The organism is Rhizobium sp. AB2/73, from assembly GCF_020871915.1.
Taxonomy (GTDB): domain Bacteria; phylum Pseudomonadota; class Alphaproteobacteria; order Rhizobiales; family Rhizobiaceae; genus Rhizobium; species Rhizobium dioscoreae.
In genome coordinates, this window is the sequence record NZ_CP067071.1 from 1,307,544 (window position 1) to 1,326,883 (window position 19,340).

The 19,340-nt window shown below is 61.6% G+C and carries 18 protein-coding genes; 8 read left to right on the forward strand and 10 right to left on the reverse strand.

The features are described 5' to 3' along the window. Positions 1 to 11: 11 nt before the first annotated feature. The 7 genes from I8E17_RS06610 to I8E17_RS06640 all read right to left on the reverse strand — a co-directional run bounded on the left by I8E17_RS06610 (position 12) and on the right by I8E17_RS06640 (position 8,257). Positions 12 to 455, reverse strand: a complete 444-nt coding sequence (locus I8E17_RS06610; protein ID WP_219511512.1) for a hypothetical protein — start codon at positions 453 to 455, stop codon at positions 12 to 14. Positions 456 to 596: 141 nt separating this feature from the next. Next, a complete protein-coding gene (locus I8E17_RS06615) occupies positions 597 to 764 on the reverse strand; it encodes a hypothetical protein (protein WP_167713022.1) in 168 nt (55 codons plus the stop codon). Positions 765 to 1,127: 363 nt separating this feature from the next. After that, positions 1,128 to 2,252, reverse strand: a complete 1,125-nt coding sequence (locus tag I8E17_RS06620) for an NAD(P)/FAD-dependent oxidoreductase (protein WP_219510780.1) — start codon at positions 2,250 to 2,252, stop codon at positions 1,128 to 1,130. Between the two features lie 223 nt (positions 2,253 to 2,475). Continuing rightward, positions 2,476 to 3,399, reverse strand: coding sequence for a DUF2493 domain-containing protein (locus I8E17_RS06625; RefSeq protein ID WP_219510778.1), 924 nt, complete (start codon positions 3,397 to 3,399; stop codon positions 2,476 to 2,478). A gap of 297 nt (positions 3,400 to 3,696) precedes the next feature. Beyond that, complete coding sequence (locus tag I8E17_RS06630; RefSeq protein ID WP_219510776.1) at positions 3,697 to 4,731, reverse strand: toprim domain-containing protein; 1,035 nt, start codon at positions 4,729 to 4,731, stop codon at positions 3,697 to 3,699. 63 nt (positions 4,732 to 4,794) lie between these two features. Continuing rightward, the gene (locus tag I8E17_RS06635; RefSeq protein WP_219510774.1) at positions 4,795 to 6,891 is read right to left on the reverse strand and encodes a ParB/RepB/Spo0J family partition protein; all 2,097 of its coding nucleotides are present in this window, start codon (positions 6,889 to 6,891) and stop codon (positions 4,795 to 4,797) included. A 172-nt stretch (positions 6,892 to 7,063) separates the two neighbouring features. Next, positions 7,064 to 8,257 (reverse strand): DUF932 domain-containing protein, encoded by a 1,194-nt coding sequence (locus I8E17_RS06640; RefSeq protein WP_219510772.1) that lies wholly within the window; start codon positions 8,255 to 8,257, stop codon positions 7,064 to 7,066. A gap of 200 nt (positions 8,258 to 8,457) precedes the next feature. On the opposite strand from I8E17_RS06640, the gene I8E17_RS06645 reads away from it, so the two are divergent. The 8 genes from I8E17_RS06645 (at position 8,458) to I8E17_RS06680 (ending at position 16,753) form a co-directional block, all read left to right on the forward strand. Next, positions 8,458 to 8,904 (forward strand): transposase, encoded by a 447-nt coding sequence (locus I8E17_RS06645; RefSeq protein WP_162750996.1) that lies wholly within the window; start codon positions 8,458 to 8,460, stop codon positions 8,902 to 8,904. Continuing rightward, the gene (gene tnpB, locus I8E17_RS06650; protein ID WP_113367575.1) at positions 8,897 to 9,250 is read left to right on the forward strand and encodes an IS66 family insertion sequence element accessory protein TnpB; all 354 of its coding nucleotides are present in this window, start codon (positions 8,897 to 8,899) and stop codon (positions 9,248 to 9,250) included. Before I8E17_RS06645 ends, tnpB begins: the two co-directional genes overlap by 8 nt. 69 nt (positions 9,251 to 9,319) lie before the next feature. After that, the gene (locus tag I8E17_RS06655; RefSeq protein ID WP_113367574.1) at positions 9,320 to 10,918 is read left to right on the forward strand and encodes an IS66 family transposase; all 1,599 of its coding nucleotides are present in this window, start codon (positions 9,320 to 9,322) and stop codon (positions 10,916 to 10,918) included. 368 nt (positions 10,919 to 11,286) lie between these two features. Beyond that, positions 11,287 to 11,490, forward strand: a complete 204-nt coding sequence (locus tag I8E17_RS06660) for a CopG family transcriptional regulator (protein ID WP_219510770.1) — start codon at positions 11,287 to 11,289, stop codon at positions 11,488 to 11,490. A gap of 2 nt (positions 11,491 to 11,492) precedes the next feature. Next, positions 11,493 to 12,992 (forward strand): DNA cytosine methyltransferase, encoded by a 1,500-nt coding sequence (locus I8E17_RS06665; RefSeq protein WP_219510768.1) that lies wholly within the window; start codon positions 11,493 to 11,495, stop codon positions 12,990 to 12,992. Beyond that, positions 12,961 to 14,619, forward strand: a complete 1,659-nt coding sequence (locus tag I8E17_RS06670; RefSeq protein ID WP_219510766.1) for a hypothetical protein — start codon at positions 12,961 to 12,963, stop codon at positions 14,617 to 14,619. The genes I8E17_RS06665 and I8E17_RS06670 overlap by 32 nt, the downstream gene beginning before the upstream one ends. A 24-nt stretch (positions 14,620 to 14,643) precedes the next feature. Then, on the forward strand, positions 14,644 to 16,290 hold the full coding sequence (locus tag I8E17_RS06675) for a DUF2357 domain-containing protein (protein WP_229002091.1): 1,647 nt from the start codon (positions 14,644 to 14,646) through the stop codon (positions 16,288 to 16,290). Position 16,291: 1 nt separating this feature from the next. Beyond that, positions 16,292 to 16,753 (forward strand): very short patch repair endonuclease, encoded by a 462-nt coding sequence (locus tag I8E17_RS06680; RefSeq protein ID WP_219510762.1) that lies wholly within the window; start codon positions 16,292 to 16,294, stop codon positions 16,751 to 16,753. 58 nt (positions 16,754 to 16,811) lie between these two features. On the opposite strand, the gene I8E17_RS06685 is transcribed toward I8E17_RS06680, so the two are convergent. Genes I8E17_RS06685 through I8E17_RS06695 form a run of 3 tightly spaced genes read right to left on the reverse strand, consistent with a single transcriptional unit; the run spans position 16,812 to position 19,338 of the window. Then, on the reverse strand, positions 16,812 to 17,330 hold the full coding sequence (locus I8E17_RS06685) for a hypothetical protein (RefSeq protein ID WP_219510760.1): 519 nt from the start codon (positions 17,328 to 17,330) through the stop codon (positions 16,812 to 16,814). Next, on the reverse strand, positions 17,315 to 17,458 hold the full coding sequence (locus I8E17_RS06690) for a hypothetical protein (RefSeq protein ID WP_219510758.1): 144 nt from the start codon (positions 17,456 to 17,458) through the stop codon (positions 17,315 to 17,317). Before I8E17_RS06690 ends, I8E17_RS06685 begins: the two co-directional genes overlap by 16 nt. Further along, positions 17,455 to 19,338: an ATP-dependent helicase gene (locus tag I8E17_RS06695; protein ID WP_219510756.1), complete on the reverse strand. Its 1,884-nt coding sequence runs from the start codon at positions 19,336 to 19,338 to the stop codon at positions 17,455 to 17,457. Before I8E17_RS06695 ends, I8E17_RS06690 begins: the two co-directional genes overlap by 4 nt. Positions 19,339 to 19,340 lie beyond the last annotated feature (2 nt).

The window sequence follows — 19,340 nt, forward strand, 5'->3', positions numbered from 1 at the left end:
GATGATGAAGATCAGGCCCGTGCAAGGTCCCGGCCGGGCGGGGCCGGAGCCGCCGCCATTCCAGCGACCCGCACGAAGGCGGTGATGCCGACCGCGACCGCGCCGATTACGGAGAAGGTGATCTGCCACGCGTCGGACGGCATGAGGTGCTTCACGATACCATGGGTGGCATGGAAGCCGGCGATCGCTGCCGGCGCCACGAAGGCTGCGGCCACGATCAGCTTCAACCACATAGGCCGGACGAAGGTGATGAGCAGATGGCCGGCGGCGAGCGTGATCGCCGCCGCGATGGCGCCGACCAGGATGGCGCCCGGGATGCCGGCGCCCGTGCCGTGCGCCCAAGCGCCGGTGGTCACGCCGACGAACGCCGGCAGCGCGAAGACGGCCAGCGTGAACAGCAGCCAGCAAAGCAGGCCTATCGCTGCGAGGGATGCAAGTATTGCGAGGATGATCATGGCGGTGGTTTCCGTATGGACAAGGTCTGACGGCCGCGCCTTCCACCACCACCACGGCGCCGCTGAAGTATAGCGCAAGAGCGCGCGTGCCGGGAGCGGAAATCGGCGGCGATTTCCGCTCGGGCGACCGGGGCGCCCCGGTCAGGGGGCGAAAGGATCGATCTCATGGACGATGGCGGCGATGTCGCCGTCATATTCGCTGGCGGGCGTGACCGACAGCGTGCCGTCGCCGGCCTGGAAGATGATGATGGCGGCCATCAGCGTGGTGGCGAGGCTGAAGGCGAAGGCGTGAGCGTCGTTGAGGGACATCGATCCGGCTCCTGTTCGAGCGGAGGACCATCCCCCGCTGACAGGCGCCCGATGTGTCGGGCTGAGCGCTGCAATCACCGCGCAGGTGAAGCCGGAGCGGCGGCATGCTCGCATAGCCGACCCTTTACGGGTTGATGGCGTCAAGCGGTCAGTCTGACCAAAGGATCAGCGCAGATCAGGCGGGGAGAGTGCGCCGCTGACGAGGCGGATCGATCGCAACGATTGGCTTGCCAATCGGGCTTCCGGTCGAATTTCACGCACCGGCAAGGTAGCTAGCCTAAAATCCGCCGGCCCAGACACGTTCTCCATCCATCGAACTGGGTAATGGAAGGGGTTCCAGGCGACCGGTAGATGGCGAGGTTCTCAGCCCACGGCGCCGAAGAGCCTGGCGGTGCTTTGAGGAGCCTCGGGGCCGAAGAACTGCGCTAGGTTTTGGGCACTGGTTTGCGCGACCCCGGCGCTACGGGGGAACAGGCGCTGTTCGTATTCGGCGATGGCGGCTCCTGCGTCATGTCCCGCGGCAATCGAAAGGGCTAGATCGGCCGCGTCATACATTGCCAGGTTTGCGCCTTCACCGGCGAAGGGAGACATCAGATGCGCGGCATCGCCGAGCAACGTCACTCCTGGCTTGCGGTGCCACCTATGGTCGACCGGTAGCGCGTAGATCGGCCGTATGACAGGTAAAATATCCGTGCTCGTAATCAGCGCGATTAGCGAAGTCGCCCAACCGTCGAACTGCTGGGCGACCCTTGCCAGGCCAGCGCGCGCCTCCGTGAAGTCGATGGTTGATGCCCAATTCTCGGGTTTGTTGATTGCGACATAGACATGAACACTGCCATCCGCGTTGCGATGGGCAAGAATGCCCTTGCCGGGCGCCACCGCCATCAGTGTCCCAGTCCCGATGACCTCGGCGCTTGCGGCGTTACACGGATGGTCCGCTGACAGGTGCGTCTCGACAAAACAGGTTCCCGTATATTCGGGCTTTGATTGGGAAAGGAGGGGCCGCACCCTCGACCATGCGCCATCCGCTCCTACCAGCAGCGAAGTTGTGACGCCTGTGCCATCGGCGAAGCGGAGTTCGTTCAGACCGGTACCTTTCGGCGATACCGACGCGACCTTGCGGCCCCAGTGGATCATGCCCTGCGGCAAGGCATCGATCAGCATCTTGCGGAGTTCGCCGCGGTCCACTTCGGGGCGCCTGCCGAGGGGAGTGCCGGGCTTATCGAGCAATATCGCGCCGTTTCGATCGACGATGCGCTTGGCATCCTCGCCGGGACGCACGAGTTGCTGGAATCGCTCGAACAGACCAGCGGCCTTCAGGGCATGCTGGCCGGTCTCTTCATGCATGTCGAGCAACCCGCCCTGCGTGCGGGCGCCGACCGATGCTTCTGCTTCGTAGATCACGGCGGCAATGCCGTTGAGATGAAGAATGCGAGCCAGGGTGAGGCCACCCAAACCTGCGCCGACGATGGTGACGGACTGTTGCATAGCGCGCTCCATGGTTTGCGAGACGCGCCGCGGGGAGCACGACATCGCAAGCCCGATTGCGATCGGGCTGAGTTTGTTGGAGCCGCTGGTCGATCGGAAAGGGATCGGCGTATGCGCGAAACCCGGTGAGGCGGGAATCGTTTTTCGCGACATGCAGAGTTTAGGGCTTTGCACCCGACAGAGCAAGGCGCGGTCCATTCGATTGCGGCGTGGTCGACGGCGCTCATGCGCCGCCAAATCTCCAGACCGGGATGCCGAGCTTCTTGGCCTTGTCGGCGAGATTGTCGTGGATGCCGGTGCCAGGGAAGTGCATCACGCCCTTCGGCACGATCTCCAGGATCTCGTCGTTGCGCTTGAACGGCGCTGCTCGGCCGTGCTTCGTCCAATCGGGCGAGAAGCCGATCTGCGGGACGTTGCGGTTCTTGGCCCAGAGCGAGGCGATCTTCTCGGCGCCCTTCGGTGATTTGCCGTGGATCAGCACCATGTCGGGATGCTTCTCGTGGACCTGATCGAGCTTGGTCCAGATCAGCCGGTGGTCATCGAAGTTGAGCCCGCCGGTGACGACGATCTTCGGGCCCGGCGGCAGGAGTACCTCCTGGTCTGCGCGCTTCTTCGCCATCAGGAAGTCGCGGCTGTCGATCATCGCTGAGGTGAGATTGCGATGGTTGACCTTCGATCCGCTGCGCGGAAGCCAAGTCTTTCCGACGTGGCGCTCGTAGTGTTCCGCGGCTTGGTCGCGCATTAGCTCGAATGCGTTCTGGCGCTCGATCAGCGTCATGCCCTCGGCGATCAAGCGCTCCAGTTCGACGGATTTCACCTCGCTGCCGTCCTGTTCGCGCTGCGCCCGCTTCTGGGCCTGCTCGTTGTCGTCCAGTTCCCGACCGATCCGGTCGATGGCGCGGTGGAAGACGTTGACGGTCGACCAGAGGAGATCGTCGAGGTCGGGTTCGAGGCGCGTGTCCTCCAGGGTGCCGATCAGGGCGTCGAAGATGTCGGCGACAGCGCCCGCGACCTGGTTGCCGTCGGGCAGTAGCCGCTGGTCGGGCTCGTCGGTGAAGGGTCGGTAGCCGTGGAGCTGGAGCTCGTTGAGGACATGGTCGGTGGGTGAGGATTCGTGGTGCGGTTCGAAGTCGTCGTGATCGCGCATGGGATGCTCCGTCGGTGGGACCGCGACCGTCGCGGCCTTCATGGCGACGAAGCCCACGGGCCGGACGGCCGGGCACCCGGAGCGCAAGCGCAGGGCTCGATGGCTAAGGCCGGCTATTTTGCCTCGCGATGGAAAGCGGCCGTCAGGCCGCGCCGGAAAATAGTCGGCCGCCGCCATTGCCCGGCTGGCCGGCTTGTGGGCCGATCGCCCTCTCGAAGGCCGAGGCGCGGTCCCCCTCCGACGGATTGACGCATCCTCCGGGCACGGCGGCGAGCCGCAGGCCCGTTCTCCTGCCGGCTATGCCGCCAACGCCATGAAGCGGACGACGTCCTGCGGTTCGATCTGCAACCGGGCTTCCATGCGCAACGCGTCCAGGCCGAGGGTGCGCAGATCCTCGTTGAAGTCGACCAGCTCCGGCGAGATGACAATCGCCTCGATCCCGGCCGCGTTCGCCCGTTCGATCAAGCTATCGCGCGCCCCGTCGCCGGCCGGATCGTTGTCGCGGACGATGTAGAGCCGCCGCAGCGTGTCGGGGAACAGTATGGCGGCGAGATGCGCAGCGGAGAGCGCCGCCAGCATCGGCATGTCGGGAAGGACCTGGCGGAGCGACAGGACGGTCTCGATGCCTTCGCCGGCCGCCATCACCTCGCTGCCGATGCCGAAGCGAACAGCGTTGCCGAGAAGATCGCCCATTGCCCGCCTCGGCGTGTCGATCGGCGCCTTGTCGCGTCGGCGGGGATCGAGCCAAGTGCGATGCGCCCCGGTGATCTTGCCGTCGAGGTCGGTGACGGCCGCGATCATCGCCGGCCAGGTCTCGGTCGGCGAATGCTCGTCGGGCCGATAGTAGCAGCGCGGGTGGAAATGCAGGCTTCCGGTTCCGCGTAAATCCGTAATACCGCGTTCCCGTAAATACGCCTGTACGAGCGTGCCGTTGATCGGCTGCGACATGCGAACCAACCGGCGCGCCGCTTCGGAGGAGCCATGCGGCGCCGGGATCTGCCGCTGGTGCTCCCAAGGTTGCGGCTTGGGCGGCGGCATGCTGAGGAACGTCCGGGCCTCATCGGCGACGTCCTTGAAGTCGATGAGGCCGCAGCTTTCGCGGATGACGTCGAGAAGATCGCCATGTTCGCCGGTCGCTGCGTCGGTCCATTTGCCGGCTGGACCCTTGGGGGTGTCCTTGAGCCGGACATACATCGAGCGCCCCGGCGCGTTGCGCACGTCGCCCACCAGCCAGTAGCCGCCTTCGCGTCGTCCGCTGGAGAGATAGTGCCGGCACACTGCCTCGGCACGATTGGCGAGACGGCGTGCGAGATCATGCGGAATTTGCGCCATGGTCGTTTCCCATGCGAAAAGGCCCGCCGTCGCCGGCGGGCCAGTCTCGCAAGTCGTTGACGGTTATTCGGCCGCGACCGCGTGGGGAACGTCGTCGGCCATCCCATTCTCTGCGAACGGCCCGTCTTCGGCCATGGCCGTTTCGCCGTCGATTGCCATCGATTGTTCGATCGGCTCAACAGATGCGCTGGTCACGGCGGATTCGACATTCGACACGTTCCGATCGGCGGTGCGAAGCGGTTCAGGCAACCAGTCGGTATCGGCGAGCAGCGTCTGCGCTTCCGCCGCCATGTCGCCCTTCTTCAGATGCTCGATCCGATCGGCCGCGCGTTGCCCCTTCGCCTCCGCCACGGCTTGGAGGATCCGAGCCTTGGTCACACGGCCAAGGAAGTTGTCGACGGTCGGCTTCCAGCCGGCTGCCGCCATGTCGAGATCGACCGCCTGCGCCAGGCGATCGGCATGGGCGAACGCCCGGGGCCGCCTGTTCCAGGGCTCGTATATGGCGTTAACAGAGACACTGACGATATGCGCGAACAAACCAGCTTGGCTGTCGCCGTCCCATTCCTGCAGCACGTCCCAGAGATCGGCCGATTCCTTCGGGAGCGCCTTCGCCCAGCTTTCGTGCCGGGCGCGGATCGCCTCGGCCGAGGCGCTGTCGTTCAGCCCCGGTGCCTGTGCACTGAAGCTCGCGCTCTTCAAGTCCAGCTCGAGGCAGCTATCCGAACCATAGGGGTAGAAGGCCTTGAGCGTCAGGACGTGCAGCGCCGCGACAAAAGCGACGTCAGGCCGTTCGCCGAGCGCCTGGCGCAGGCCAAGCGTCCGGTGCGAGGTCAGCTCGGTCATCAGCTGGTCCGAGATGGGCGAGAGACCCTCGTCCTCCTCCGGATCGGTGGCGGACTCGGCGGTGATAATGGTGTCGTGGCCGTCATAGCTCGCCGCCATGGCGCCGTCCTCCACCGAGCCGGGCTCCGCTTCCGCCGGCAGTTCGTCCTCGGGGCGAACATAGCCGCGCTCGACGCGAAGATGGCCGTCAGCAGCGATGCTGATGAAGGCGCCTGCGCGCGTGATCTCGCTGGCGTCGAACAGCACGGGGCGGTCGTCGAAGCCCTCGATCGCCGTTTCCAGCTCCGACAGCCGCTCGTCGACCTCGTCGGGCAGTTCGTCGGCGTCCTGATACTCGTCGGACAGCCGGTCCAGCTCGGCTTGTAGCGCGTCGCGGGTTGCTTCCTCCTCGGCCGTGAGCGCGACGGTCTCGCCACGAAGCTGGCGCAAACCGAAGGCATGCCCATAGGCGAAATCGGGGGCGACTTCGATCCACTTCCAGCCCTCGGCGGCGATCGCCTCGGACTCCGCCTTTAGTTTCTCGGCCACCATCTGGTCGACGAGCGCGACATCCTGAAGCCAGCCGCCGTCGTCGCCCTGGAACAGGTCGCGTAGCACCGAGCCGCCCGCAGCCACGTAAGCGTCCACGCCGATGAACTGCACCCTCTTGTCCACGGCCCGGATCGCGCCCTCTGTCAGCATGCGGCGGATGGTATAGGGCTGCTTGTCGTAGGAGGCCTTCAGGCGCTCGAACACCTGCTCCTGGCGCTCGTGGTCACCTGAGACGGTGAAGGCCATGAGTTGGTCGAGCGTCATGCCATCCTCGGCATAGACGTCGAGCAGTGCCGGCGAGACCGACGCCAGCTTCAGGCGCTGCTTCACCACGTTGACCGAGACGAAGAAAGCGGCGGCGATCTCTTCCTCGGACTGGCCTTGCTCGCGCAGCGCCAGGAATGCCCGAAATTGATCGAGAGGATGCAGCGGCGCCCGCTGGACATTCTCTGCCAGCGAGTCCTCCTCGGCGATGCCACTGTTGCGGACGATGCAGGGCACCGGCGCGGTCTTGGCGAGGCGCTTCTGCTTCACGAGCAACTCCAGCGCCCGGTAGCGCCGGCCGCCGGCCGGAATCTCGAACAGGCCGGTCTCGGTGCCGGCTTGGTCGACGACCGGGCGGACGCTGAGGCCCTGCAGCAGGCCGCGGCGAGCAATGTCTTCCGCCAACTCCTCGATCGAGACGCCGGCCTTCACACGCCGGACGTTCGATTGGGACAAGACGAGCTTATTGAAGGGGATGTCGCACGAGGGCGAAAGGGTGATCTTCTGAACGGCACGTGTCATCGGGATGTACTCCGCGACGGGCGGCCGAAAGCCTCTCTCTCGGCCTCCAACCCGTCACGAAGTGCAGCGCCGCCCTCTCACTCTGAGGACAGCGCCGCAAAACCGACGATACGGAAAGACGGAAAGTCACAGAGCCGGAGACACGTCGTTCCGCATCTCCGGCTTTCCAGGATCAGGCCGCTCGGTCGAGCAGCTTCTTCGCCCGCGCCTCCAGGTCGAGCCGAGCATCCTGGTGGGTCTTGTCTCGCGCGATGGCGGTGATGCCCTGAACGAAGTCGAACACACTCTCGGGCTTGCGGCCTTCCTCAGCCAAGACGGTCTCGATGATCTTCGCCATCTCGGCCTTGGAGAAGCCGCGCTTGCGCAGGAAGTCGCTGCGGTCCTCGTCGGAGCGGGCGACGATCTTTTCCCGCGCCGCCTTGATGCCGTTGACGAACGGCATGGGCGAAGAGTTCGCGAAGCGGGTGAGCGCCGGTGCAGCCTCGTGGGCGAAGCGCGAGGCGGCGTACTTCGAGTGGCGGATGGTGATCTCCTCGAAATCCTCGACGCCCCAGAGATTGCGGTTTTGGCAGACGGCGCGGAGATAGAAGCTCGCCATGCCGAGCGTCTTCGCGCCGACCTCGGAATTCCAGCAGTAGAAGCCACGGAAGTAGAGGTCGGGCGACCCGTCCGGCAACCGACCAGCCTCAATCGGATTCAAGTCGTCGACCAGGAAGAGAAAGACGTCGCGATCGGACGCGTAGAGCGTCGTCGTGTCCTGAGTCATGTCGACACGCGGATTATAGATTCCCGTCGACCAGTCGAGCACGCCTGGCACTTTCCAGCGGGTGTCGCCCGTGCCGTTGCCGGCGATGCGCTGGACGGCGGCGACCAGCTCGTGGTCGAAGATGCGGCCGTAATCGGGCCCGGTGACGGCACGCAGCTCGAGGCGGCCGTCCTCGATCTCCAGTGTCTTCACCTGCTCGGCGCGGTGCGAGCTCAGGCCAAATTGCAGATTGATGCCGGCGAGCGGCGCCGGGAGCTGGCGGAGATAGGCGGCCGGCGCACCGACCAGGCCGGCGAGCTGGCCGAAGCTCCAGTGGGTCGGTGCGATCGGTTCGCCGGAGCCGGGCAGCATCAGCGCCAGGCGTTCGGCGTCATCCCGATTGGCTTCCACGCGGATTGCTGCGCTCTCTACGGTTCGCGTTCGGCTGCGCTCGGTCCGGCCACGCACTGCGGCGTAGAGGTCGGACAGGGACAGGTAACGCTCGTCCGCCGGGCGCGAAAACCACTCTGACGACACGCGGCCGACGCGCTTGCCACGGGTCGCATCCACCTTGTAGCCGCCGACGCGGTCGCGGGCACTGCTCAGATCTTCTTGGGTCATGGGGCATCTCCACGACGGGCGCCGGAGACCTCTCTCCAGCCCTCAACCCGTCACGGAAATTCGTCCTCCCTCTCACTCTAAGGGTAAACGCTCATTTCTAAGCACCTTCATTGGTTGAATGGAGTGGTGCAAAGGGTGTCCACCGACTGAAAGGGTGGACACCGATGGGAACTATGGGAGCGAATGGAGACAAACCGCACGTGCTGTTTGTCGACCGGCAAGGCAACCATCACTACGATCGTGCATGGAAGAAGCAGGTTGTTGCTTGCGCCCTTGAGCCCGGCGCATCGCTGTCGCGCGTTGCCATTGATCACGGGATAAATACGAACCTTGTGCGCAAATGGGTGCGTAAGCACAAGGCAGCGGAAATGGAAGCCTTGTCACCATCGCCACCTTTGGCGTCGGCTTTTATTCCGGTTCGCATCGAGCCTGCTACAAGTGGCGTCATACCTGGACATAATAGTGCTCACGCGCTGGATTTGGCTGCGAGCAATCCTGGCGCGATGCAGCTGGCATCTGCGAAGGTGGCGTCACTCTCTTCTGTCACCAAGCTGAATGTGACTTTGCCCAACGGTGTGACGTTATCGCTGGAATGCGATGATGTACGGACATTAACAGCCGTCATCGGAGCGGTTAGGGATGTTTAAGTTTGCCTCTGACGTTCAGGTCTATCTGCACCGTGATCCCATCGACTTCCGGGGCGGGATCAACAGCCTTGCAGTCCTTGTCCAGGAGGAGATGGAACTCGACCCGTTCACGCCAGCGATCTTTGCATTTTGCAACCGGCGTCGGGACCGAATGAAGATTTTGTTCTTCGATCGATCCGGCTTTGTGCTCATATTGAAGCGATTGACCGACGACAAATTCCGCTGGCCACAGCGTCAGGAAACAATAGTGCAGCTTACGACGGAACAATTACACTGGTTACTTGACGGTATCGATATCGATGCGATGGTTCGCCATCCGGTACGGCAATATAGAATTGCTGGTTGATGCGAATATCGTAACAAAATCTGAATTCATTTATTGACGCCGTTGGTCGCGTTCGATTCAAGCATTGGGATGAATCGAACCGACAACCCCACTGTTGAAGAACTGATGGCGCAGATAGCTGCGCTGCAAGCGGAGAACCAGAAGCTCTCCGAACGTGTCTTCAAACTTGAGGAAGAATTGGCCCTGGCGCGACTGCACCGTTTTGCTCCGCGTAGTGAGAAGGGTGTTGATCGCGTCTTCAACGAAGCCGAACAGGCTGCCCTTGAGGCAGATGCGGACGAAGACCTCGCCGATACCGATGATGTGGACACCGCTGAATTGCCAGAGACGGGATTGCCGGACACCGAGGCGGGGCAAGGCAAAAAGCGCGGACGTAAACCGCTTCCTTCAAACCTGCCACGCGAACGTGTCGAATACGACCTCCCCGACGATCAGAAGATTTGTCCATGTTGCAGTCGCCGGCTGCATCGCATGGGTGAACTGGTCACCGAGCAGCTTCACATCGAGGTGAAGGCCAAGGTCTTGCAGAATGCGCGTGCCAAATATGCGTGCCGAAACTGCGACCGTACCGGCATCAAAACACCGATCGTTATTGCCCCGATGCCTGCGCAACCTTTGCCGGGCAGCATCGCCACGGCTTCGACGCTGGCCTTCGCGCTCGTTCACAAGTTTGTTGACGGCACACCGCTCTATCGGTTGAGCAAGGCCTTCGAACGGGCTGGCGTTCCCGTTAGTCGTGGGGCTCTCGGACATTGGGTGATCGGTTCCAGCGAGAAGCATCTGCATCGGATCTATGACGCGCTAAAACTGCGGCTCAGATCCCATTCCCTCATCCACGGCGACGAGACCACGGTTCAGGTGCTGAAGGAAAAGGACAAGACTCCCACCAGCATATCCTACATGTGGGCGTATCGCAGCAGCCAGGATAGTGACGAACCGATCGTGCTGCTCGATTATCAGCCCGGTCGAGGGCAGCAATATCCGCAAGCCTTCCTTGGAGATTATCGCGGTATATTGGTGAGCGACGGTTATGCGGCCTGGCGCACCTTGAAAGGTGCCACCCATATCGGGTGCATGGCTCATTCACGGCGGCGCTTTGTCGAGGCGCTGCGAGCCAGAAAGAAAGGCGGGGGACCACCGGAACAGGCGCTGAAATTCTTCGAGCAACTTTACCGGATTGAAAAACAGGCTCGCGAGGAAAAGCCAAATGATGGTGAAACGCAGGCTGACTGTATTCGTCGCTTTCGTCAACAGCACAGCATTCCCGTCCTGAATGCCCTCAAGGAATGGCTCGACAAGATTGCCCCGAAGGTTTTGCCGGAAAGCAAGCTTGAGGATGCGGTCTCGTATACGCGGAACCAGTGGGAATACCTGATCCGCTACACCCAAGATGGCAACATGCCGATCGACAACAACCTTTTGGAACGAGACATCAGAATCTTTGCAACGGGAAGAAAATCCTGGCTCTTTAGCGATACCGTAGACGGAGCAAAGGCCAGTGCCGTCATCTATAGTCTGATGTTGACCTGCCGCGCATGCCGCATCGAACCCCTTGCGTGGCTGCGACACGTCCTCGCGGAACTGCCCCAGCGGCGTCCCGACGACAATATTGACGACCTGCTCCCCTTCAACTTCCCCAAGCGCTCGAGTGTTGAAGCCGCCGTCTGATTCGCGACGATCCAACCTCAAATCATAAAGTAATCGGCAATCCCCAGGCCGAAGACCGCAAAATCGCCTCTTAATAACCCCCGAAATTAGCGCTTACCTCTAAGGGGCGTTGCGGGGGCTCCCCGCAGGGGAAGGCTTTCCCCTCAAGGCGTGCTACGAGGAGACATAAGCCAACCGGTCAGTCGCGCTTCGCGGCTCGGCAGACTTCCGGACGTGTCTTTATATTGTTCCTCATTTGTTCTATGAGTAAGTGCTGGAGCCAAGCAGCTGCTCAGTAGTCATAGGTTTCTGAGGAAGAGAGATGAAATGTGGTGCACATTACACTCCGAACGCATATGTTGGGTGCAAATTGCATCAGGAGGCGATTCATGCCCGCCGCAGCGCTCAAGAAATCGGTCCGGACATCCGTGATCCTGCCTGAGACGGCACATACACGGATTCAGGCTCTGGCGGACGCCAACAATGTCTCGGCCGCCTGGGTCATCCGTGCGGCTGTGATGCAGTTTCTTGATGAGCATGGGGACGAAACGCAGCTTCCTCTGAAGCTTCCGCGAACGAAGAAGGGGGAATGAGAATGAGCTCGGACGCGATTGGCAGAAAGATTGCCCGGATCCGTGCGGGTGGAAAGCCGCGGCTGCTGGACCTGTTCGCAGGTTGCGGGGGATTGTCGCTGGGGTTTCAGGCGGCGGGATATGCGCTGCAGGCCGCAATTGAATTCGATCCTGATGCTGCACGTTCGCATGGTTTGAATTTTCACGGAGGCGACCCAAAGCACAGTCGCGCTCGCGACATTATCACCACACATCCAGAGGACCTCGTAGCAGAACTGGACCTCGGATCCGTTGCAGATGCAGTCGATGTTATTGTCGGGGGCCCGCCCTGTCAGGCTTTCGCGCGTGTTGGCCGGCCAAAGCTGCGTGAGATCGACGCCCATCCGCAGGCATTCCGGCATGACCCTCGAGCGCGTCTCTATCAGGAATATCTACGATACGTCGACGCTTTTCAGCCCCTTGCGGTGCTGGTCGAAAATGTCCCGGACGTTCTCAATCATGGCGGCCAGAACATCGCCGAGGAAATCTGCGAAGTCCTTGAGGACAAGGGGTATGTCTGCGGTTACACACTACTGAATGCCGCCTTTTTTGGCGTGCCACAGATGCGGGAACGCATGTTCCTCGTGGCCTACCGTCGTGAGATCGCCGAAAGGGTGTCGTTCCCCGAACCTACAAACTGGCTGGTGCTGCCGCCAGGCTACGAGGGATCGCGTGCAGTCGCCTTGAAGGTGCTGAACGGCCATCTCGAGGAGGCGCATGACTACCATGAGCCGCCAATAGCCAGTCCGGAGCTGCCGCCGGCCGTCACGGCTGAACAGGCCCTCGGAGACCTGCCGCCGATTTTCGCCCGGGAGGAACTTGCGGCGGGCCACCTGCGCCGCGGTGCCCGGCGCTTCGACCAGATCATTCCATATGACCGGAGGCGCAAAATTTCCGCCTATGCGCGCCTGATGCGATCCTGGCCGGGATTTGAAGCTCCAGAAGGAGGTCTCCGGGATCACGTCATTCGCTATCTGCCGCGCGACTACGAGCTGTTCGCACGTCTCAACCCCGGTGATCAGTATCCGCAAGCGTGGCAGCACGCCATGAACATGCTGTCCGAAAAGATCGCGGAGTTGCGGCGCAAGGGAAAAGTGGTGCGCGAAGGCTCTGCCGAATACGAGCGTCTGCGTGACGCGATCGTTCCTCCTTATGATGCCACCAAATTCCCGAACAAATGGCGGAAGATGTGGCGTGATCAGCCGGCGCGCACTTTGATGGCGCATCTTGGCAAGGACAGTTATAGCCACATCCATTACGACAGCGAGCAGGCGCGCACGATCTCCGTGCGCGAAGCGGCACGGCTGCAGTCCTTTCCCGACGGCTTTGTCTTCTGCGGAACCATGAATCCGGCGTTCCGGCAGATTGGCAATGCCGTGCCGCCTCTTATGGCGAAAGCACTCGCGGAAACCATGATGATTGCCCTCCGGGGCACGGAGGAGCAGGACTATCATGTCAGCAGAAGAGCGGCAGCAGCAGTTTGAGGTCGCAATTCGCGCTCAGCCGGGCATCCGATCAGAAGCGCGAATTGCAAAGAACTTCGGATTCTCAAACAGCGCCCGTGTCATCGAGGGTGGGCTGTTTGCCTGCACGAACAATCTGGAAGCGTACTCGGCCGGTTTGGCGGCGGGTCGCACTGCGCCGCTCGAGCAGTTCATCTTCCTGTGCGTTCTGACCTTCCCGCCGCAGGATGAGGTCTATTTCGCGGTCACCGTCACGACTGAAGCCGATCGTATCAACAAGGGGTTGCTGAAGCTCTTCCACGAAGGCGAGGAGCGTAACAAGCAGCTTGTCGCCGCATCGAAAAAGCCCGGCAGCATCAGCAACAATGTGAAATTTTATATAACCGACACCGGTGACATCTTTTTTCACAACCATGATTTTCGGGATTCACTGCGAAGTGGTCCCGGAGAGCCCGCCCTTGATCCTGATTGCAGGGCGAAAATCGATTCGATCCTGTTCGCGATCTGGCCGCCGGCAGCTTCCGCGCGCCGGAGCCTGCTTGCACGTGAGTTCGTCGGTTATCTCGGAAGCCTGATCGGGCGCGAAAAGGTCCACGAGCTGCACGTGTGGGCCGACGCGGGTGCCGTCAGCCTGGGTATGCAGCGGTTGCCTGCTACCATTCCAGTCGCCGAGATCGAGAGGGCAGTGGCGTCGCTCGGGGGACACTATCCGGGTGGAGAGGTCCGGCGATTTCATGCCGCGATGAATTTCCTCCCACACAAACACTTCGTGATCCTCGCCGGTCTCTCGGGTACCGGAAAGACTCAGCTTGCGCTGAAATATGCACGAGCGGTCCACGGCTTGGCGGCGAATAATGTTCCGGATCCCTTTCTGTTCGTTTGTCCTGTGCGACCGGAGTGGACTGATCCCACAGGCCTGACCGGCTACTACGACGTATTGTCGAACCGCTATGTCGTGCCGCCATTTCTGGAAGCGGTTCTTCTCGCAACGGCGCACCGCGATTCACCGGTGTTCGTCGTGCTCGATGAGATGAACCTTGCGCGTGTGGAATATTACTTCTCTGACGTATTGTCGGCGATCGAAACGGGTGAGGAATTGCAACTTCACTCAAGCGGCGTTCCGCTTGAGGGCTCAACGGGCACATCGGTTCCCGCCGCCCTGCCGTTGCCGCCCAACCTCTATATTGCGGGCACGATCAACATCGATGAGACGACGAACCCGGTCAGCGACAAGGTTCTGGACCGCGCCATCGTCATTGATATGTCGGTGGTCGATCTGGCCGGTTTCCTTTCAGCTTTGGCAGGTCGCGAACCGACGCTGAACGATGCCCGGATGGGATGTGAACAAAGGCTCGTTGCCGCTCAGACTGTCATGGCGGCTCATGGCTTGGGATTTGGCTATCGCGTCGCGGAGGAGGTGGTCCGCTATCACGCATTTGCGACGGAGCACCTGAAGGCAGATGGCGCCGCCATCATCGATGATCTGATGGTGCAGAAGGTCCTTGTCAAATTGCGCGGCGGGGAACGGCAGCGACCATTGCTGACCGGTCTGGCCAAGGCGCTGGATGGGCTGCCACGCTCGCAGGTATACCTTGGCAAGCTGACCGCGGACCTGGACGAGTTTGGCTCATTCCAGGCCAGCCGGTGAGGTCCGACGATGGCCACCTTGTTCATGCGCAGCGAAACGACAGGCGAGGCATGGAGGGTATGGCCGGATCCGGAGGCAGTCGCGCCCGGCTTGGTACACGAGACCGGGAGCTACCTCTTTGAGCTGCATAGCAGCGGCGCCGCCGCCACGGCCGACCTGTTGGTGGATGACGTTCCGCTGGAAGCTCTGCGGACGCAGACGCCCGACACTGCTCGCTGGCGCTGGTCGCCGGGTTTCAATGCCGGGACCATCGAGGCAGAGCTGCGGATGCCTGCGCAGGCACCACGCCGCTTCGAGATAGTCACCGATCCGGACCAGCGAAAGCTCACCCGGGACGATTTCGATGCGATGGTGCGCGAGATTCTTGACGATACTTTCGCACTGTTCTCGCTCAGCAGTTTCCGGAAAGCTGTGGCCCGCGGCACCGGCGGTCGGCCGCCAGCGATCGCGCGTCTCGAATTCCTCCGCTCGAGGGTGGACGAACTGGAGGCCGTCGTTGCAGCGATCGTGCGCAGCCCCAGGCGCATACTGGTCGCTGAGGAAGCGATCGTTCCTTATCACCGCGCCAGCCGCGCGACCGGACCGGAGGTGTTGCGCTCCTTTCGCTCGGGACGTGTTCTTCGGGAGGGCGCAAAACCCTCGCGCCTTCCGGCGCCACTCAAAGGTTTTCTGCCGGAGCGCATCCGGGTGCGCCAGCGCCTGAGCTCGCTCGATCTGCCAGAGCACCGTCAGATGGCAGCGTGCTTGAGGTCGTGGGTCGCCTGGTTGGGCATCGCTGCGGAACTGCTTGAGCGAAAGCGGCCGGAGGGGGATGCCGAACTGCGCCGTGGTGCGGCCGCGTGGGCACAGCGCTGCAGACGCTTGTCGCGCCGCGTTGGCAACCTTTGCGCTGCGGCTCCATTCGCCGAGGCCGGAGAGGGGCCGGCGCGTCTTGTGCTTTCAGCGTTGTTTCGCAACGATCCCTCCTACCGCCGGTTCTACCGGGTTTGGCAGGACATGAATCTTGGCATTGCTGCGGTATTCGGCGACTTCTTGAACCTACCTCTGGCCCGGACTTTCGAATTGTATGAGCTTTGGTGCTTCCTCCGTCTGGTCAGGGCTGGGGCGGAAGAATTTGGTCCGGCTGGACTTGATGTGCGGGACCTTTTCATCAGCGATGCAGCCGGCGGCGTTACTGTCGCGGCCGGAGCAGTTACAGTTCCGGTCGGCTCAGGCTGGAAGCTGTGTTTTCAGAAGCAGTACCGCGAGTTCTGGATCGAGCCCGGACAACGGGGCTCCTATAGCCGCACGATGACTCCCGATGTCGTCGCCAGCCACGAGACAGCGGATCCGTCTAGCAGCAGGTTGATTGTGCTTGATGCAAAATATCGCATCGACGAAGGGCTTAACGATGCCCTTAGTTCGATCCACACTTATCGCGATGCTCTGGTGCAGGAGGTACAATCCGGCGCTGTGGAAGGCATTGTAACCGCGGCCTATCTGCTGACCCCGCACACTCCGGTTCTAGCATCGGGCTACCGCGATACACCAATGCCGGCGAGGCTATTCCATCCGGCCTACCGGGCCGGGTTCCGTTTTGGAGCCGTAACCCTCCGCCCTGGGATGACATCGGGGGAAATCAGTGCTGCGCTTAAACTAGTCGTTGCCGATGCAACGGTGAGGGGTTCGTGATATGGACGTGCTGACCCCCGAACAGCGCCGGCATAATATGAGCCGTATCCGGGGGCGGGATACCAAGCCGGAGCTATTGCTTCGCCACGGGCTTCACGCTGTGGGGTTCCGTTTCCGGCTGCATGCACCGGATCTTCCGGGGCGCCCCGATCTGGTCTTTCCGCGATACCGTGCGATCATTCTGGTGCACGGCTGTTTTTGGCATGGGCATGATTGCTCGCTCTTTAAGTTGCCGCGGACGCGAGCTGATTTCTGGTTGGGAAAAATCACGGCTAACCGCGAGCGGGACCAACGTGCAGCGGCAGGTCTGGCGGAGGCCGGCTGGCGGATCCTCACCGTGTGGGAGTGCTGCCTCAAGGGGCCAGCTCGTCTTCCCCTGGAAGAAGTGATCGGCAGATGTGCGGCATTCATTCGTGGGAGTGAGCGAAAAAGTGACTTGCGTGGCGTGCTACTGGCTAACTGAAGCTTCGCTGCCCGACATATCTCAGTACAGCGGCTATCGTTGGCTCAGGTTCGATATTTCAGGCCGCATTTGAAGGTAAATATGTCTTCGCCCTTGCAAGGGTCTTATTCGATGCGCCGATGTACCACGCGTTCATGCGCTTATCCCAGCTGCGGCTTTCGCAGAACGACCGCCAATTAAACTCGTAGATGGCCTCAAGAGACCAGTCCCGAGTCATTTTGACTATCAGCAGATATTCGAAAAGTTGTTTTTCTGGGTCATCAGCATCCGGGTAGATCGTTCCTGTCTTTTTTGCATTGCAGATGCCCTTGATAGAATATCGCTCACCTTTTCTGGACAAGGCGTCCACGTTTGCCGTTCCTACCGGCGAGGCCAATAAGTTGGGGCAGCCGGATGTGCGATTGAAGAACTGTATTGCCAGCTCTTCGGCCATTGCTCCAACCGAGATAGCGATTTTCCGCCGCTTCATTTCGACGTCGAGCCCAGCTCGAAGTTTTATGAGCTCGGAATCGTCCAACCGAGAAAGGAAATGTGCATCGGGCTTTAGATCGCGGTCGGTTTTCAACTCGGACGCCATTTTTCTTCTACCTGTTTATCGATTGCTGTGTGGGGAAGATAATAGAAGCTCTCCCGTGATGGGCTGACCTCGGCAAGAGTAATGTCACGGGCTCCTCCGGACCTTTTCCCCATGGAAATGTCGCTCATATGGCGATCTCCGGCACACCGGCTTCGGTGAGGAGTTGATAGAGCTCCGCGACGTTGTTGCGTTCTCCACGCTGCTGACAAAAGGCGAAGATGGCCCGCTGTTTGGCGCGCGAGAGAGCTACAAAAAACGCTGCCACGCCCTCGGGGTCGCCTGGGACATGAGCCCACCATGCTCTGTCATCAAGGCCGACGAAAACGATAGTGTCGTATTCCAACCCCTTGCTCTTGTGGACGGTCATCATCGGGATCTGATCGACGCCCTCGAATGCGTCGAGACAGGCATTCCAGTCTGCAGCACCGTCGGCCGAAGCGAAGAAGTGGATGCAGAAGGCCTCGAGGATGATCGCGAGGAGATCGCCGACGCCATATTCGGGGTAGGTCCGCGCGATGGCACCGAGGTCGAGATACTCAAAGACCCGCCGTGCGAAATCGGCTGCGCTGTTTCGGGAAGGAGCTGTTACTGCCATCTCTGCGCGGAGCGCGGCGAGGAAGGCTGTCAGGTCCGATTCGACCTCCGCCGCGGCGACGTCATCGCTAAGGGAAACGGCGCGGAGAGCCTGAACCGAGGAGGAAGCCACTTGCCAAGCCGTCGGTGCGCGGCGGGTCGCGCCAAGGCGAAAAATAGCGAGGGCAAGACGGCAGAGGTCGTCGGAGAGAATATCCTGCAGCGAGGTTTTCCCGAGAGCGTGGCTCTCATTACGAATTCGAAGACCCTGTGCCGCGAACGCTCCGGCGAGCTCGCGCTCATAGTCGTCAGATTTCTGTTTGACCAGAAGCACATAATCACGAGGTGAGCGCCCGCGGGTTACCATATCATTGGCGAGCCAATGCGCGAGATGGGCGGCTTCCGCGGCCTTTGTTTGGCTGCACCAGACCTGCGCCACGTCACCGTCGACTTGGCGCGCTGCCTGAGCGAGCGTCGGGACCGCGTTGGGATCGAGTGCGCGAGCAACAACGTGTTGGATCGCGACAAGGTCTGGCGACGATCGGAAATTGAAGAGCAGCGGAAAGCGCTCCGCTTCGAAATCCGCTTGCAGCCGTTGGAAAGCGTCTCTCCGAGCGCCGGCGAAAACCATGATCCGCTGCTTATCGTCGCCGACGCCCGTGATGATCGTCTGACCGCCAGAAAAGGCCGAGAGAAGGAAGTCGTACTGCGCGTAGGTCGTGTCCTGAAATTCGTCCACGAAGACGTAGGGGTACGTGGCGATCAGCGCGGCCCGGATGTGCGGGCTGGCGCGGAGCAGAAGCTCCGCCAGCCGGTTTATGCCGACAAAGGTGAGGGAGGATTGGTTCCCTGCCGGCAATTGCCGCTTCCACCAGCGGTCAATCGCAAACTCGGCGCCATTTTGTGGCGGCTGCGGCGTGAATGGCAGGCGGTAGCTGCCGACCACGCGCGGCTCGAAATCGGCAGCGCCGAAGCCCGCGATCTCTGCTTGCCACGGCTGCGGTGCATTGAGTCGGGCGAGCGTCAGAAAGTCTTCCACCTGCCTGGGTTTAGGAAAATTGATTTCGTATGGCCGGGTCGGACGCCAGTCCGCCGGAAGCGCATTGAGAAAACGATCGACGAGGCCCTTGGTGAAGGAGTCGAAGGTCAGCGACACGAAACGCTCGGCAAGCTCGGGAGGGCAGCGTAGCCGGACGCGCTTGGCAAGATTCGCGGCTGCGTCAGTCTTGAAGGAGATCGCGAGTACCCGGTGTGGTGCGCGGCAGAGTCCCGTCTCGAGGAGATACACTGCTCGCTGCGCCAGAAATTCGGTCTTGCCCGCGCCCGGGCCGGCTACAACTGATGCCGAGCCTCCGTGCCGGAGCGCGTTCCAGGCAGCCGGTTCGAGATCGTCGATGCCACGGGGGCGCCAATCGTCGGGTCGAACAAGGCGCATGC

Coding starts and splice junctions, on each gene's coding strand:
- I8E17_RS06630 (WP_219510776.1), bottom strand. CDS start 4,731: ATGGCGCAAATTCCGCATGATCTCGCACGCCGTCTCGCCAATCGTGCC.
- I8E17_RS06665 (WP_219510768.1), top strand. CDS start 11,493: ATGAGCTCGGACGCGATTGGCAGAAAGATTGCCCGGATCCGTGCGGGT.
- I8E17_RS06625 (WP_219510778.1), bottom strand. CDS start 3,399: ATGCGCGATCACGACGACTTCGAACCGCACCACGAATCCTCACCCACC.
- I8E17_RS06660 (WP_219510770.1), top strand. CDS start 11,287: ATGCCCGCCGCAGCGCTCAAGAAATCGGTCCGGACATCCGTGATCCTG.
- I8E17_RS06695 (WP_219510756.1), bottom strand. CDS start 19,338: ATGCGCCTTGTTCGACCCGACGATTGGCGCCCCCGTGGCATCGACGAT.
- I8E17_RS06685 (WP_219510760.1), bottom strand. CDS start 17,330: ATGGCGTCCGAGTTGAAAACCGACCGCGATCTAAAGCCCGATGCACAT.
- tnpB (WP_113367575.1), top strand. CDS start 8,897: ATGTTTAAGTTTGCCTCTGACGTTCAGGTCTATCTGCACCGTGATCCC.
- I8E17_RS06690 (WP_219510758.1), bottom strand. CDS start 17,458: ATGAGCGACATTTCCATGGGGAAAAGGTCCGGAGGAGCCCGTGACATT.
- I8E17_RS06635 (WP_219510774.1), bottom strand. CDS start 6,891: ATGACACGTGCCGTTCAGAAGATCACCCTTTCGCCCTCGTGCGACATC.
- I8E17_RS06675 (WP_229002091.1), top strand. CDS start 14,644: ATGCGCAGCGAAACGACAGGCGAGGCATGGAGGGTATGGCCGGATCCG.
- I8E17_RS06655 (WP_113367574.1), top strand. CDS start 9,320: ATGAATCGAACCGACAACCCCACTGTTGAAGAACTGATGGCGCAGATA.
- I8E17_RS06610 (WP_219511512.1), bottom strand. CDS start 455: ATGATCATCCTCGCAATACTTGCATCCCTCGCAGCGATAGGCCTGCTT.
- I8E17_RS06640 (WP_219510772.1), bottom strand. CDS start 8,257: ATGACCCAAGAAGATCTGAGCAGTGCCCGCGACCGCGTCGGCGGCTAC.
- I8E17_RS06615 (WP_167713022.1), bottom strand. CDS start 764: ATGTCCCTCAACGACGCTCACGCCTTCGCCTTCAGCCTCGCCACCACG.
- I8E17_RS06680 (WP_219510762.1), top strand. CDS start 16,292: ATGGACGTGCTGACCCCCGAACAGCGCCGGCATAATATGAGCCGTATC.
- I8E17_RS06670 (WP_219510766.1), top strand. CDS start 12,961: ATGTCAGCAGAAGAGCGGCAGCAGCAGTTTGAGGTCGCAATTCGCGCT.
- I8E17_RS06620 (WP_219510780.1), bottom strand. CDS start 2,252: ATGCAACAGTCCGTCACCATCGTCGGCGCAGGTTTGGGTGGCCTCACC.